Origin of the sequence: Mumia sp. zg.B53, assembly GCF_019550935.1 — a bacterium.
Classification (GTDB): domain Bacteria; phylum Actinomycetota; class Actinomycetes; order Propionibacteriales; family Nocardioidaceae; genus Mumia.
The window spans coordinates 595,605-609,436 of sequence record NZ_JAHWCK010000001.1 but is presented as its reverse complement, the minus strand read 5'-3'; the positions used below and the strand labels follow the sequence as shown (position 1 = coordinate 609,436).

The 13,832-nt window shown below is 69.9% G+C and carries 11 protein-coding genes; all 11 read left to right on the top strand.

The genetic code is table 11. From position 1 onward, the window contains the following. Positions 1 to 11 precede the first annotated feature (11 nt). The 11 genes from KV102_RS03000 (at position 12) to KV102_RS02950 (ending at position 13,797) form a co-directional block, all read left to right on the top strand. On the top strand, positions 12 to 1,190 hold the full coding sequence (locus tag KV102_RS03000; protein ID WP_220341944.1) for an amidohydrolase: 1,179 nt from the start codon (positions 12 to 14) through the stop codon (positions 1,188 to 1,190). Positions 1,191 to 1,346: 156 nt separating this feature from the next. Further along, the gene (locus KV102_RS02995; protein ID WP_220345271.1) at positions 1,347 to 2,417 is read left to right on the top strand and encodes a BMP family protein; all 1,071 of its coding nucleotides are present in this window, start codon (positions 1,347 to 1,349) and stop codon (positions 2,415 to 2,417) included. A gap of 110 nt (positions 2,418 to 2,527) precedes the next feature. Next, on the top strand, positions 2,528 to 4,033 hold the full coding sequence (locus tag KV102_RS02990) for an ABC transporter ATP-binding protein (RefSeq protein ID WP_220341942.1): 1,506 nt from the start codon (positions 2,528 to 2,530) through the stop codon (positions 4,031 to 4,033). Then, positions 4,030 to 5,121 (top strand): ABC transporter permease, encoded by a 1,092-nt coding sequence (locus KV102_RS02985; protein WP_220341941.1) that lies wholly within the window; start codon positions 4,030 to 4,032, stop codon positions 5,119 to 5,121. Before KV102_RS02990 ends, KV102_RS02985 begins: the two co-directional genes overlap by 4 nt. Then, complete coding sequence (locus tag KV102_RS02980) at positions 5,118 to 6,377, top strand: ABC transporter permease (protein WP_220345270.1); 1,260 nt, start codon at positions 5,118 to 5,120, stop codon at positions 6,375 to 6,377. Before KV102_RS02985 ends, KV102_RS02980 begins: the two co-directional genes overlap by 4 nt. A gap of 17 nt (positions 6,378 to 6,394) precedes the next feature. Beyond that, a complete protein-coding gene (locus tag KV102_RS02975) occupies positions 6,395 to 6,790 on the top strand; it encodes a cytidine deaminase (RefSeq protein WP_220342527.1) in 396 nt (131 codons plus the stop codon). 23 nt (positions 6,791 to 6,813) lie between these two features. After that, entirely contained in the window at positions 6,814 to 8,025 is a 1,212-nt protein-coding gene (locus KV102_RS19380; protein ID WP_220345269.1) for a cytochrome P450, read from the top strand. 2 nt (positions 8,026 to 8,027) lie between these two features. Then, positions 8,028 to 9,311, top strand: coding sequence for a thymidine phosphorylase (locus KV102_RS02965; protein WP_374197350.1), 1,284 nt, complete (start codon positions 8,028 to 8,030; stop codon positions 9,309 to 9,311). 23 nt (positions 9,312 to 9,334) lie between these two features. Beyond that, on the top strand, positions 9,335 to 10,402 hold the full coding sequence (locus KV102_RS02960) for an adenosine deaminase (RefSeq protein ID WP_220341937.1): 1,068 nt from the start codon (positions 9,335 to 9,337) through the stop codon (positions 10,400 to 10,402). A 65-nt stretch (positions 10,403 to 10,467) separates the two neighbouring features. Next, a complete protein-coding gene (locus KV102_RS02955) occupies positions 10,468 to 12,075 on the top strand; it encodes a substrate-binding and VWA domain-containing protein (protein WP_220341936.1) in 1,608 nt (535 codons plus the stop codon). Positions 12,076 to 12,171: 96 nt separating this feature from the next. Beyond that, positions 12,172 to 13,797, top strand: a complete 1,626-nt coding sequence (locus tag KV102_RS02950; RefSeq protein ID WP_220345268.1) for a substrate-binding domain-containing protein — start codon at positions 12,172 to 12,174, stop codon at positions 13,795 to 13,797. Positions 13,798 to 13,832: the final 35 nt, after the last annotated feature.

Below are 13,832 nucleotides of genomic sequence, written 5' to 3'. Positions count from 1 at the left end.
AACCTGAGGCCATGCCCACGCCCGCGGACCTCGTCGCGGCCGTCGACGCACTCGTGCCCGACCTGCTCGACGTCCGCCGTGACCTGCACGCCCATCCGGAGCTGTCCTGGCAGGAGCACCGCACCACCGACGTCGTGGCGGGCTGGCTGGACAAGTTCGGGATCGAGTCGACGCGACTGGACCCGACAGGGCTCGTCGCCGAGGTCGGTGACGCCGAGGGACCCGTCGTGGCGTTGCGCGCCGATCTCGACGCCCTGCCCATCACAGACAAGACCTCCGACCCGTGGCGCTCGTCCGTGCCCGGTGTGACGCACGCGTGCGGCCACGACGTCCACACCGCGGCCCTCATCGGGGCGGCCGGCGCCCTCGCGCGGCACGCGCACGACGGAGGGCTCCCTGTCCGGGTGCGGCTGGTGTTCCAGCCCGCCGAGGAGGTGATGCCCGGTGGTGCGCTGTCGATCCTCGCCGCGGGCGCGCTGTCGGGCGTCTCGCGGGCGTTCGCGCTGCACTGCGACCCCTCTCTCGACGTCGGGCTCGTGGGGCTGCGAGAGGGCTCCATCACCGGTGCCGCCGACCGGGTGCGGGTCCAGCTCAGCGGCCGTGGGGGCCACACGTCGCGTCCTCATCTCACCCAGGACCTCACCTTCGCCCTGGCGACGCTCTGCACCCAGCTGCCCGCGGCGCTCTCGCGACGGCTCGACCCGCGCGCCGGGGCCAGTCTCGTGTGGGGCAGCATCAACGCGGGCAGCGCTCCCAACGTCATCCCCGCGACCGGCGAGGCCTCGGGGACGCTGCGCATGCTCGACGCCACCGCCTGGCACGAGGCGGAGCACCTCGTGCGGGCGCTCGTCCGCGAGATCGTCTCTCCGTACGGCGTGGATGCCGAGGTCACCTACACCCAGGGCGTCCCGCCGGTCGTCAACGACGTGGAGTCGACCGAGATCCTGCGCGACGCGGTCGCCGTCGCCCTCGGCCCGACCGCCGTGACGACGACCAGCCAGAGCCTCGGAGGCGAGGATTTCGCCTGGTTCGTCGAGTCGGTCCCTGGATCGATGGGACGGCTCGGGACCCGCACTCCTGGCGGACCGACGTACGACCTCCACCAGGGCAACCTGCGCATCGACGAGCGGGCCGTGGCGATCGGCGCGAAGGTCCTCGCCATGTCGGCGCTGGCGAGCGCGACGGTCTGACCACCCCGCGCGGACCGGTGTGGCGCCGATAACAAGTGCGCATCTACCTGGGGGTCTGTGGTTCGTGCCGCAGACGTCGGGGTTATGGTTCGAAAATCCTCCGGGCCTGGCCCGGGCACGAACAAATTTCCTGACTGAGGAGTCCCCTTGCGTCGAATGGGCAAGATCACCGCGCTGGCCGCGGTGGCTGCGCTGGCTCTCGCCGGCTGCGGCAGCGACGATGACAGCGATGACGACACGGCGAAGTCGGGCGGCAACGCGCTCGACTGCGCGGCCGCCAAGGGGGACGGCCCCAACGTCGGCATCGCCTACGACGTGGGCGGTCAGGGCGACAAGTCCTTCAACGACGCCGCCGCCGTCGGCGTCAAGAAGGCCGTCGACGAGCTCGACGCCACCTGCACCGAGGCCGAGGCCCAGGACGGCGAGGCCGAGTCCGCTCGTGAGGACCGTCTCCGCCAGCTCGCCGACGGAGGCCACAACCCGATCCTCGCGGTCGGCTTCCTCTACAGCGAGTCGGTCAACAAGGTCGCTCCGGACTACCCGGAGGTCAACTTCGACGTCGTCGACGGCTTCGATCCCGACGACCAGCCCAACGAGAACGTCGCCTACCTCGGGTTCGCCGAGGAGCAGGGCTCGTTCCTCGTCGGCGCTGCCGCGGCACTCAAGTCCAAGACCGGAACCGTCGGCTTCGTCGGCGGCGTGAACTCCGACCTCATCAACAAGTTCGAGGCCGGATACGTCGCAGGCGCCAAGCAGGCCAAGCCGGACATCAAGGTCCAGGTGAAGTACATCGAGGAGTCCGACGCGAGCGGCTTCAACGATCCCGCCGGGGGCAAGGCCGCCGCAACCGGGATGTTCGACCAGGGCGCCGACGTGGTCTACCACGCCGCCGGCGGCTCGGGTGCCGGTGTCTTCCAGGCCGCTGTCGAGGCCGGTGACGGCATGTGGGCCATCGGCGTCGACTCCGACCAGTGGCTGACCGCCTCGAAGTCCGAGAAGCCGCACATCCTGACCTCGATGCTCAAGCGCGTCGACGTCGCCAGCTTCGACGCGATCAAGGCAGTCGACGAGGGCAAGCCGCTCGTCGGCTACAAGGTCTACGATCTCAAGTCCGACGGCGTCGGCTACGCCACCTCCGGTGGGTACGTCGACGACATCGAGGGTGAGCTCAACGGCTACGCGGACGAGATCAAGAGCGGCAAGATCAAGGTTTCGGCAGCGCCGTGATCGCCAGGTAGGGCCTCGAGTCCTATCGTGACGGTCGTGGCAGCGGACCCGGGGTGGCGTCCAGTCACCCCGGGTCCGAGCCCGTTCAGCTGGAGTTCAGAAGGAGCACGATGACGACCTCCGCGGTGGAGCTCCAGGGAATCGAGAAGCGCTTCCCCGGCGTAGTCGCGAACCACGACGTCAACATGCGGATCGCGCCGAGCACGGTCCACGCCGTCATCGGCGAGAACGGCGCGGGCAAGTCGACGTTGATGAAGATCCTGTACGGGGTGCAGAAGCCGGACGCGGGGACCATCCAGGTCGACGGTGAGGTCGTCTCGTTCTCGAGCCCGTCCGATGCGATCGCGCACGGGATCGGGATGGTCTTCCAGCACTTCATGCTGGCCGACAACCTGACGGTCCTCGAGAACGTCGTCCTCGGGGCCGAGAAGCTCCATGGCACCGGCGCGAAGGCTCGTGCCGAGGTCCGAGCGATCTCCGAGCGATTCGGGTTCCACCTGGACCCCGACGTGCTCGTCGAGTCGCTGGGCGTTGCCTCCCGGCAGCGGCTCGAGATCCTGAAGGTGCTGTACCGCGGCGCCAAGATCATCATCCTCGACGAGCCGACCGCCGTGCTCGTCCCGCAGGAGGTCGAGGCGCTCTTCGCGAACCTCGAAGGACTGAAGGCCGAGGGCCACACCATCCTGTTCATCTCCCACAAGCTCGACGAGGTCCTGTCGATCGCCGACGCGATCACCGTCCTGCGTCGCGGGACCACCGTCGGCCACCCCGACCCGTCGAGCGCCACCAAGCGGCAGCTGGCCGAGCTCATGGTCGGGTCCGAGCTGCCGTCGCCCGCGACCGAGGAGTCGACCGTCACCGAGACCGTCCAGCTGTCGGTCGAGGACCTCACGATGGTCGACGAGTTCGGCCGTACGGTCCTCGAGGGGATCAACCTGCAGATCCACCGCGGCGAGGTTCTGGGCATCGCCGGCGTGGAGGGCAACGGGCAGAACGAGCTCGTCGAGGGCATCCTCGCCATGCGGCCCGCCACCGGCCGGGTGCGCCTCGGGGACGAGGACATGTCCCGCTGGGGGACACGACGCCGGCGCGCAGCAGGTGTGGGCTACATCCCGGAGGACCGGCACCGGCACGGACTCCTCCTCGACTCCCCGCTCTGGGAGAACCGCGTCCTCGGGCACACCTACGAGGACGTCGCCGTCAAGGGCGGCTGGATCAACCGCGGTGGATCGCGGCGGGACGCGGAGCGGATCGTCGAGCAGTACGACGTCCGGACCCCCGGCATCGACACGATGGCCCGCGCGCTGTCCGGCGGCAACCAGCAGAAGTTCATCGTCGGGCGCGAGCTCTCCGGTGAGCCGAGCCTGCTCATCGCCTCCCACCCCACCCGAGGCGTCGACGTCGGTGCCCAGGCAGCGATCTGGGACCAGATCAAGGACGCCCGCCGGGCTGGCCTCGCGGTCCTGCTGATCTCTGCCGACCTCGACGAGCTCATCGGCCTCTCCGACCGGATCGAGGTCATCCTGCGGGGTCGCCTCGTCGGCACCTTCGACCCGCGTACGGTCACCCCGCAGGACCTCGGTGAGGCCATGACGGGCGGACAGGAGGAAGAATGAACCGCCTGCGCAACATCGCCGTGGCCGTGGCCGCGCCCCTCCTCGCGATCGCGTTCTCGCTCGCGGTCACGAGCCTGGTCATCGAGATCTCCGGCGGCTCTGCCGCTGACTTCATCGGGATCATCTTCTCCTGGCCGGCCGACCGGATCCTGGTCAACATCGCCAACCAGACGTCGTTGATCTACCTCTCCGCGCTCGCCGCCGCCGTCGGCTTCCGGATGAACCTCTTCAACATCGGTGTCGAGGGCCAGTACCGCATGGCCGCGTACGCCGGTGCGCTGTTCGCGGGGGCTGCGCTCCTGCCCGGTGCTCTCAACGTGATCGGGGCGCTGCTGGTGGCCGTGGCGGCCGGCGCCGCCTGGGCCGGGATCGCAGGCCTGCTGCGCGTGACGCGCGGCGTCAGCGAGGTCATCTCGACGATCATGCTGAACGCCATCGCGGTGACGATCACCGGCTACCTGATCAACACCTACGGCGTCAAGGCCGGTGACTCCCGCCGTACCGAGGTGATCCCCGAGTCCAGCCAGGTGCCGGGCTGGCAGCCCTTCGAGAAGGCCGCCGGGGAGGTCTGGACCCTCGGCCTGCTCGCCGTCCTCGCGGGAGTCGCCTTCTGGCTCGTGCTCAACAAGACACGGTTCGGCTTCGACCTGCGAGCCACCGGGCAGTCGGAGTCCGCCGCGGTCGCGAGCGGTGTGAACACCAAGAAGATGACGATCCTGACGATGCTCATCTCCGGCGGCATCGCCGGCCTCATCTGGATGCCGTCGCTGTTCGGCAGCGCCCACTACTACGGCACCACCTTCCAGGTCGGTCTCGGCTTCACGGGCATCGCGGTGGCACTCCTCGGGCGCAACCGAGCGCTGCCGATCGCCTTCGCCGCCCTGCTGTTCGCCTATCTCAACGAGCAGTCGAACCGCCTCACGATCGAGGCCGGCATCTCGGTCGAGGTCATCCAGATCACCCAGGGCATCATCGTGCTCGCCGTGGTCATCGCCTACGAGCTGGTGCGTCGATATCGCGTCCGGTCCGAGGAGCAGAGGGTCGCCCAGGCCCGCCAGGACGCGACCACCGAGGAGGTCCCGGCATGAGCACCGTGGTCACGACGACGACGCCGCCGCCTCCTCCCGCACCGTCGGCCTCGGTCGGACGGTCGTACCGCTGGCTGATCGTCACCTTCGGCTTCCTGGCGATCGTGTCGTCGGTGCGGCTGATCAGCGGCGCCCACGAGATCGACTCCGTGGGCACCATCCAGGCCGCTCTGATCGCGACCTGCCCGATCCTGCTCGCCGCGCTCGGCGGCGTCTGGGCCGAGCGCGCCGGCATCGTCAACATCGGGCTCGAGGGACAGATGATCCTCGGGACCTGGGGTGCGGCCTACTTCACCTACTTCTACGGTCCGTGGGGCGGCCTCCTCGGTGCCGCGCTCATGGGCGCCCTCGGCGGCCTCCTTCACGCCGTCGCCACGGTGACGTTCGGGGTCGACCACATCGTCTCCGGTGTCGCGCTCAACATCATCGGCGCCGGAGCCGTCGCGTTCCTCGCCGAGGCCTACTTCCGGGACCTCGACGGCGGCGGCATCAAGCAGCTCACCGGTCTCGAGACGCCACCCAAGGTGGAGATCCCCTGGCTGGGCGACGCCGCGGCCGAGCTCGCCGGCAAGCACTGGTTCGTGATCTCCGACCTCGCGGCGGTGGTCGCAGCGCTCACCCGCAACATGTCGATCATGGTCTACCTGGTGGCGGCACTCGTGCTGTTCACGGCATGGATCCTGTGGCGCACGACCTTCGGACTCCGGCTGCGCTCGTGCGGAGAGAACCCGCAGGCTGCGGAGACCCTCGGGGTCAACGTCTATCTCTTCAAGTACGTCGCGGTCGTCATCTCCGGTGTCTTCGCCGGTCTCGGTGGCTACATGCTCGTGCTCGTGGCCTCCAGCGGCTTCGTCACCGGGCAGACCGGTGGCCGTGGCTACATCGGGCTCGCGGCCATGATCTTCGGCAACTGGCGACCGTTCGGCGCCGCGGGCGCGGCGACGATGTTCGGCTACACCGACGCGATGCAGCTGCGCAACGCCGACGCCGTGCACGCGCTGCTGCTCCTGGTCGCGGTGCTGCTCCTGGTCTTCACCGTCATGCGCCTGCGGCAGGGCGACCGCAAGAACGCGATCCTCTTCGCCGCCGTGGGTGTCGGCTTCCTGGCGTGGTTCCTGCTGAGCGACGAGGTGCCGCGCGAGTTCGCCGGCATGACGCCGTACGTCGCGACGCTGCTGGTGCTCGCGCTCGGGACGCAACGGCTGCGGATGCCCGCGGCCGACGGGAAGCCGTACCGGAAGGGGCAGGCAGGATGACGGACGCAACACCCACGGTGACCGTCGACTGGCCCGCCCTGCGCGAGGCGGCTGTCGCGGTGATGGAGCGCGCGTACGCTCCGTACTCGCGCTACCGCGTGGGTGCGGCGGGCCTGGTCGACGACGGCCGTGTCGTGGTCGGCTGCAACGTCGAGAACGCGGCGTACGGGGTCGCGCTCTGCGCCGAGTGCGGGATGGTCTCGGCGCTGCACTCCACCGGAGGTGGTCGCCTGGTCGCCGTGGTGTGCGTCGACGGCCACGGCGACCCGGTGATGCCGTGCGGTCGGTGCCGTCAGCTGCTCTGGGAGAGCGGTGGGCCCCAGATGCTCCTGGACGGGCCGCGTGGCGTCGTGCCGATGACCGAGGTCCTCCCGGACGCCTTCGACGACGGCGACCTCGCGACGGGCCGCTGAGCGCCGCGGGCGATGATGGAGGCGTGAAGACCGACGTCGACCTCAGCGATCCCGCGTTCGTCGCGGATCCGTACCCGGTGCTCGCCGAGCTGCGTGCCGCAGGCCCTCTGCTGTGGCACGAGCCGTCCCGGCGCTGGCTCGCCACCACCCACGACGCGGTCAGCCAGACGCTGCGCAACCGACGGCTCGGCCGCCTCTGGCGGGACTGGGAGCCGGTCGACGACATGGAGCCGTTCAACGCTCTGCACCGCAACCAGATGATGGAGAACGAGCCGCCCGCGCACACGCGGCTGCGGCGGCTCGTCGCCGGTGCCTTCGGGCGCGGCCACGTCGAACGGATGCGGCCACGCGTCGAGGCGCTGACCGCAGGGCTGCTCGACGGGCTCTCGGGCACGGCCGACATCCTCGGCGACTACGCCGAGCCGCTGCCGGTCTACGTGATCTGCGACCTGCTCGGTGTGCCGGGCGCCGACCACGCGCAGCTGCGCGCGTGGTCGCAGGCCATCGTGCACATGTACGAGCAGGGCGTCGACGACACGACCAAGCGGGAGGCCATCGAGGCGAGCGTGGCCTTCAGCGCGTATGTCGCCGAGCTGGTGGACGAGCGCAAGGCGCAGATGGCGCGGGGCATCCGCGGGGAGGACCTTCTCACCGACCTCATCGCCGAGCGAGACACCGCCTCGGGCGGCGCGGCCCGCCTCAGCGAGGACGAGCTGGTCGCCACCGTGGTGCTGCTGCTCAACGCCGGTCACGAGGCCTCGGTCAACGTCTTCGGCAACGGAGTCCATGCGCTCCTGTCGCACCCCGAGCAGCGTGACCGCGTGCTCTCCGGGGAGGTGTCGGTGACCACGGCGCTCGAGGAGATGATCCGTTACGACGCGGCGCTGCAGATGTTCGAGCGGACGGCGACCGAGGACGTCGACGTCGCCGGCACCCTGGTCCGCGAGGGCGACACGGTCGCCTGTCTCATGGGATCGGCCAACCGTGACGCCGCCGTCTTCACCCACCCCGAGGCGTTCGACGTCGCCCGCGATCCGAACCCGCACGTCGGCTTCGGGATGGGACTGCACTTCTGCCTCGGTGCACCGCTGGCCAGGATGGAGCTCGAGATCTCGATCTCGCGCCTCCTCCAGCGGTTCCCCCGGCTGGAGCTGACCGGGGTCGCCCCGCGTCGGCCCACCTGGGTGCTGCGAGGCTTCGAGTCCGTACAGATCAACCTCGGGGAGGCAGCATGACGATGTCAGGGCACGACGCGGTCGAGGTGATCGCGGCGAAGCGGGACGGCCACGTGCTGACCGGATCTCAGATCGACTGGGTCGTCGACGGCTTCACCAGCGGTGAGGTCGCCGACGTGCAGATGGCGTCGCTGGCGATGGCGATCGTGCTCAACGGCATGGAGTTCACCGAGATCGCCCGGTGGACCGACGCGATGATCCGCAGCGGTGAGCGGATGGACTTCTCCGGTCTCTCGTGGCCGACCGCGGACAAGCACTCGACCGGGGGAGTGGGCGACAAGATCACGCTCCCGCTCGCCCCGCTCGTCGCGGCCTGCGGCGTCGCGGTCCCGCAGCTGTCGGGCCGTGGACTGGGCCACACCGGTGGCACCCTCGACAAGCTCGAGTCCATCCCGGGCTGGCGCGCCGAGATCTCCAACGAGGAGATGATGGCCCAGCTCGAGGACGTGGGCGCCGTGATCTGCGCGGCGGGCAAGGGGTTGGCGCCGGCCGACAAGAAGCTCTATGCGCTGCGCGACGTCACCGGCACCGTCGAGTCGATCCCGCTGATCGCGAGCTCGATCATGAGCAAGAAGATCGCCGAGGGGACGGGCTCGCTGGTCCTGGACGTGAAGGTCGGGTCCGGCGCGTTCATGAAGGACCTCGACGCCGCACGCGAGCTCGCCCGCACGATGGTCGCGCTCGGCAAGGACGCAGGCGTCGACACCCGCGCCCTGGTCACCGACATGTCGACACCTCTCGGGCTGACCGCGGGCAACGCGATGGAGGTGCGCGAGTCGGTCGAGGTGCTCGCGGGCGGTGGTCCCGCGGACGTCGTGGAGCTCACGGTCGCCCTGGCGCGGGAGATGCTCTCGGCCGCCGGCCGAGAAGACGTCGACCCGGCCGACGTGCTGGCGTCCGGTCGCGCGATGGACGTCTGGCGCCGGATGATCACGGCCCAGGGTGGGGACCCCGATGCCGAGCTGCCTCGTGCCCGCGACATCCAGGTGGTCGCTGCCGAGCGTGACGGGTTCGTCACCCGGCTGGACGCGATGGCCGTCGGGCTCGCCGCCTGGCGCCTGGGCGCAGGCCGCTCGCGGCCCGGGGAGTCGGTGCAGGCGGCGGCCGGTGTCGAGCTGCACGTGCGGCCCGGTGACGCCGTGCGCGAGGGGGAGCCCCTCATGACGCTGCACACGGACACGCCGGAGCGGTTCCCCCGCGCCCTCGCCGCGCTCGAGGGTGGCTACGACATCGGCGACGCGGCGCCCTCCGTGGCCGGCTCCCCGGTCCTGGAGCGCATCGTCTGACGGCGGCGAACTAGGCTGACCCGATGGTCAGTCCCGAGCAGATCGCACGCGTCCCGAAGGTCCTCCTGCACGACCACCTCGACGGCGGTGTGCGTCCGTCGACCGTCGCCGACATCGCGGACCGCACAGGGCACGAGCTGCCGGTCGACGATCACGCCGCGCTCGGGCAGTGGTTCGCCGACGCCGCGAACTCGGGCAGTCTCGTGCGCTACCTCGAGACGTTCGAGCACACGGTCGGTGTCATGCAGACCACCGAGGATCTCGTGCGTGTGGCGCGCGAGTGCGCCGAGGACCTCGCCGACGACGGCGTCCTCTATGCCGAGGTGCGCTGGGCGCCCGAGCAGCACCTTCGTGAAGGGCTCTCGCTGACCGGCGCCGTCGACGCGGTACGCGAAGGCTTCGCCCAGGGGACGGCGGAGGCCGCACGTCGCGGCCGCACGATCCACGCGCGGCAGATCCTGACGGCCATGCGGCACCAGGCGCGGTCGTTGGAGATCGCCGAGCTGGCGGTCGCCTACCGCGATCGCGGTGTCGTCGGTTTCGACATCGCCGGAGCCGAGGCCGGCTATCCTCCGACCCGCCACCTCGACGCCTTCGAGTACATGCATCGCGAGAACGCCCACTTCACCATCCACGCGGGTGAGGCGTTCGGGCTGCCGTCGATCTGGCAGGCGATCCAGTGGTGCGGTGCCGACCGGCTCGGTCACGGCGTGCGCATCATCGACGACATCGACATCAGTGACCCAGAGCGTCCCCGACTGGGCCGGCTGGCGGCGTACGTCCGTGACAAGCGCATCCCGCTCGAGCTGTGCCCGTCGTCGAACGTGCAGACCGGGGCGGCCGCGTCGATCGCCGAGCACCCCATCGGCACGCTCGCTCGGCTCGGCTTCCGGGTGACGGTGAACACCGACAACCGCCTCATGAGCCAGACCTCGTTGTCACGCGAGATGGGCCTTCTCGTGGACGCCTTCGGCTACGACCTGGACGACCTCAGATGGTTCACGGTGAACGCGATGAAGAGCGCGTTCCTGCCGTTCGACGAGCGCCTCGCACTGATCCAAGATGCGATCAAGCCTGCTTATGGTATTTAGCAATTCGGACTCTGCTACCTTGTGCGCAGTCGTGTGTGAAACGTGCCACGAGTTAGGGAGATTCTATGGGCGGGCGTCATGCCGTTGCCAAGGAGTCCGATTCCGGCCACAAGTGGCAGTACGGCATCGGGCTCGTGGTCATCGCCACCATTTTGACCGGGGTGTTCGTCCTTCAGGAGGACGACAACCCCGCTGCTGCGTCGTGCTCCACGACGCGCGACGTCACCGTCGCGGCCGCGCCTGAGATCGCGCCGGTCGTCGAGGCGGCGACCAAGCGCGTCAGCGGCGACGCGTGCGCGAAGTTCACGGTCGAGCCACAGGCTCCCGCTCTCGTCGCGCAGACGTTGGCGATCGGCGAAGGCGCACCCGATCTCTGGATCCCGGACTCGTCGCTCTGGCTCGCCCGCGTCAGCGCGCAGCTCGTCGAGGGCGCGCAGGGGCCTCAGGAGATCGCCAAGTCGGTTGCCCTGTCACCGATCGTCCTGGCGCTGCCCAAGGACGGCCCCGGGCGTCCGGAGACGTGGCTCCAGGCGATGTCGGACCCGAAGTTTACGACCGGGGACGCGCTCGCCACGACCTCGGCGGCTGTCCCTCTGCTTGCGGCGCAGGCCGAGGCGGCCAAGGGGCTGACGAGTGCCGACCAGGTCAGCGCGACGATGGTCACCATCGCCCAGCGGCAGTCGGTCACCACACCCAAGACCAATCCGTCGGAGCTCCTCGCGGAGGTTGCGAAGGCCGGGGGCAGCACGGTCGTGAGCGAGCAGGCGTTTGCCGCGCAGGAGGCCAGCCCGTTCGTCGCGGTCGTCCCCCAGACGGGCAGTCTGCTACTCGACTACCCGATGGCGGCGACGTCGGACAACCCGGGCAACAAGGAGGTCGGCAAGGCGCTCGCCTCGGCGCTCGGTTCGGCCGACGGCGTCAAGGACCTCACCGCCGCCGGGTTCCGGACCCCGAAGGGCGAGCCCCTGCCCGAGGGCGTGGGCGTCGGCAAGTTCGCCCCCATCACGATCGACAACCCTCAGCTGGTCGCGCAGACGTTGCGCAAGTGGTCCGTCATCGCCCTGCCGGCGCAGATGCTCTCGGTGGTCGACGTGTCGGGCTCGATGGAGGCGCAGGCCGGTGACTCGAGCCGGATGGCGTTGACCGTCGAGGCGGCGCTGACCGGCCTGTCGCTGATGCCCGACTCCTGGTCGGTCGGCTCGTGGGCCTTCTCCCACCGGATCGACGGCACGCAGGACTGGAAGAAGCTCGCCGCGATCCGCAAGCTCGGCACCGTCACCAATGGCGTCAAGCACCGTGATCTCGTCGTCGACGCGACGCGATCGATGCCCTCGCTCGTCGGAGGCGGCACCGGCCTGTACGACACGACCCTCGCGGCGTGGCGCACGGTGCAGGCGCAGTACGACCCGAAGTCGATCAACTCGGTCGTGATCCTGACCGACGGAAAGAACGAGGACGCCAACAGCCTCTCGCTGTCGGAGCTGCTCGCCACGCTGCAGCGCGAGCGTGACCCCGCTCGCCCGGTGATCGTCATCACGATCGGCATCACGAAGGACGCGGACGCATCGGCGCTCGAGAAGATCGCGAAGGCCACGGGCGGCCAGTCCTACATCGCCCGTGAGCCGGACGAGATCGCGAACGTGTTCGTCAAGGCACTGGAAGCCCGCGGTTAGCTCCACCCGCATGCCGTCGCTCCGCCCGGGACATCGGGGCGGAGCGGCGGCGTCGAGGGACGCCGCCGGCAGCCGTTCACGAGTCAAGGAGCAGACATGGGCGGGCGACACGCCGGGGACAAGGACCTGGGGGCTCGCGGGGGCCTGAAGTACGCGGTCGGTGCCGTGGCGCTCGTGGTCGCGGTCGCGGTGGTCGGCGTTCTGGTGGCTCGCCACGACGACCCTTCCGCATCAGCAGGGTGCGGCTCGGACGTGGTGGTCCGGGTCGCCGTCGCCCCGGAGGCGGAGGATCTCGTCGCCGCGGCAGCACGACGTGTGGATCGCGGCTCGTGCCTCACCTATGACGTGGTGGGAGAGCCCCCGGCGCTCACCGCGCAGTCGGTGGCGATCGGTGACGGCGCGCCGGAGCTGTGGGTCCCGGACTCGTCGGTGTGGGTGTCGCGGGTGTCGTCCCAGCTCGTCGAGGGCGTCGCTGCGCCGAAGACGGTCGTGCGTTCGATCGCCAGCACCCCTGTGGTCCTGGCGTGGCCGAAGTCAGACGGACCCCACCCCTCGTCCTGGCTCTCGGTGCTCACCAGCGCGACGTTCACCGCGGGCGACCCGCTCGCCACTGCCACCGCCGCGGGGCCGCTCCTCGCTGCCTACGCGGAAGCTGCCCGCGGAGTCTCGCCCACGACGTTCAACACCGTGAGTGCCGCTCAGGTGAGGCTCGCGCAGCGCCAGTCCGGCAACCCGCCTCCGACCGATCCCGCGGCGCTGCTCGCGGCGGTCGCGAAGTCGGGCGGCAGCACGGTCGTCAGCGAGCAGGCGTTCAACGCCTGGTCCGAGTCGTCTGCCGCGTTCGACCCGGTGCTGCCGACCTCGGCCAGCCTCGCGCTCGGCTATCCGCTGGTGGCGGTCTCCGGTGACTCCGAGCACGACGAGGCGGCGGAGGCACTGGGTGATGCGCTGATGTCGAAGCCTTCACAGGCCGCGTTCACGAAGGCCGGGTTCCGCTCTCCTCTGGGTGAACCCTTGGAGTCGGGACGGAGCGTCGGTGACTTCGAGGCGATGTCCCTCTCGGACGACGCGATCGTCGCCGACACCATCAAGCGGTGGTCGCTCATCGCGATGCCGGCCCGGGCGCTCGCGGTGATCGACGTGTCCAAGCAGATGAAGGCGCGTGCTGGCGGGTCGACCAAGATGGCGCTGACCGCGCAGGCCGCACTCAAGGGCCTTGGCCTGATGCCGGACTCGTGGGCGCTCGGTACGTGGGTGTTCTCCGAGAAGCTCGACGGCAAGAAGGACTGGAAGGCGCTCGCATCGATGCAGCGCCTGGACGCGAAGGACGGGGCGGGCACCCAGCGCCAGAAGGTGACCCGTGTCATCCAGAGTCTGCCCAAGCGGGTCGGTGGGCGCACCGGGCTCTATGACGTGACGCTCGCGGCCTACCGTGAGGTGCAGGCGTCCTACGATCCCAAGACGGTCAACTCGGTGATCATCCTGACCGGCGGGCGCAACGACGACCCCGGGAGCATCTCCCAGGGCGAGCTCGTGGCGGCGCTGCAGCGCGAGCGGGACCCAGCACGTCCGGTCGTGGTGGTGGCGATCGGTATCACCCAGGACGCGGACGGCTTCGCCCTGCAGAAGATCGCCACGGCCAGCGGCGGGCAGGTCTACCTCGCGCGCGAGCCGGACGAGATCGTGGACGTCTTCATCAACGCCTTGCAGTCGCGCTACTGAGCCTTCGCGCTACTGAGCCGTCACCCTCGTCGCCG

Bases quoted from the DNA above. Each gene is read 5' to 3' on its own strand.
- KV102_RS03000 (WP_220341944.1), top strand. From the start codon at position 12: ATGCCCACGCCCGCGGACCTCGTCGCGGCCGTCGACGCACTCGTGCCC.
- KV102_RS02995 (WP_220345271.1), top strand. From the start codon at position 1,347: ATGGGCAAGATCACCGCGCTGGCCGCGGTGGCTGCGCTGGCTCTCGCC.
- KV102_RS02990 (WP_220341942.1), top strand. From the start codon at position 2,528: ATGACGACCTCCGCGGTGGAGCTCCAGGGAATCGAGAAGCGCTTCCCC.
- KV102_RS02985 (WP_220341941.1), top strand. From the start codon at position 4,030: ATGAACCGCCTGCGCAACATCGCCGTGGCCGTGGCCGCGCCCCTCCTC.
- KV102_RS02980 (WP_220345270.1), top strand. From the start codon at position 5,118: ATGAGCACCGTGGTCACGACGACGACGCCGCCGCCTCCTCCCGCACCG.
- KV102_RS02965 (WP_374197350.1), top strand. From the start codon at position 8,028: ATGTCAGGGCACGACGCGGTCGAGGTGATCGCGGCGAAGCGGGACGGC.
- KV102_RS02960 (WP_220341937.1), top strand. From the start codon at position 9,335: ATGGTCAGTCCCGAGCAGATCGCACGCGTCCCGAAGGTCCTCCTGCAC.
- KV102_RS02955 (WP_220341936.1), top strand. From the start codon at position 10,468: ATGGGCGGGCGTCATGCCGTTGCCAAGGAGTCCGATTCCGGCCACAAG.
- KV102_RS02950 (WP_220345268.1), top strand. From the start codon at position 12,172: ATGGGCGGGCGACACGCCGGGGACAAGGACCTGGGGGCTCGCGGGGGC.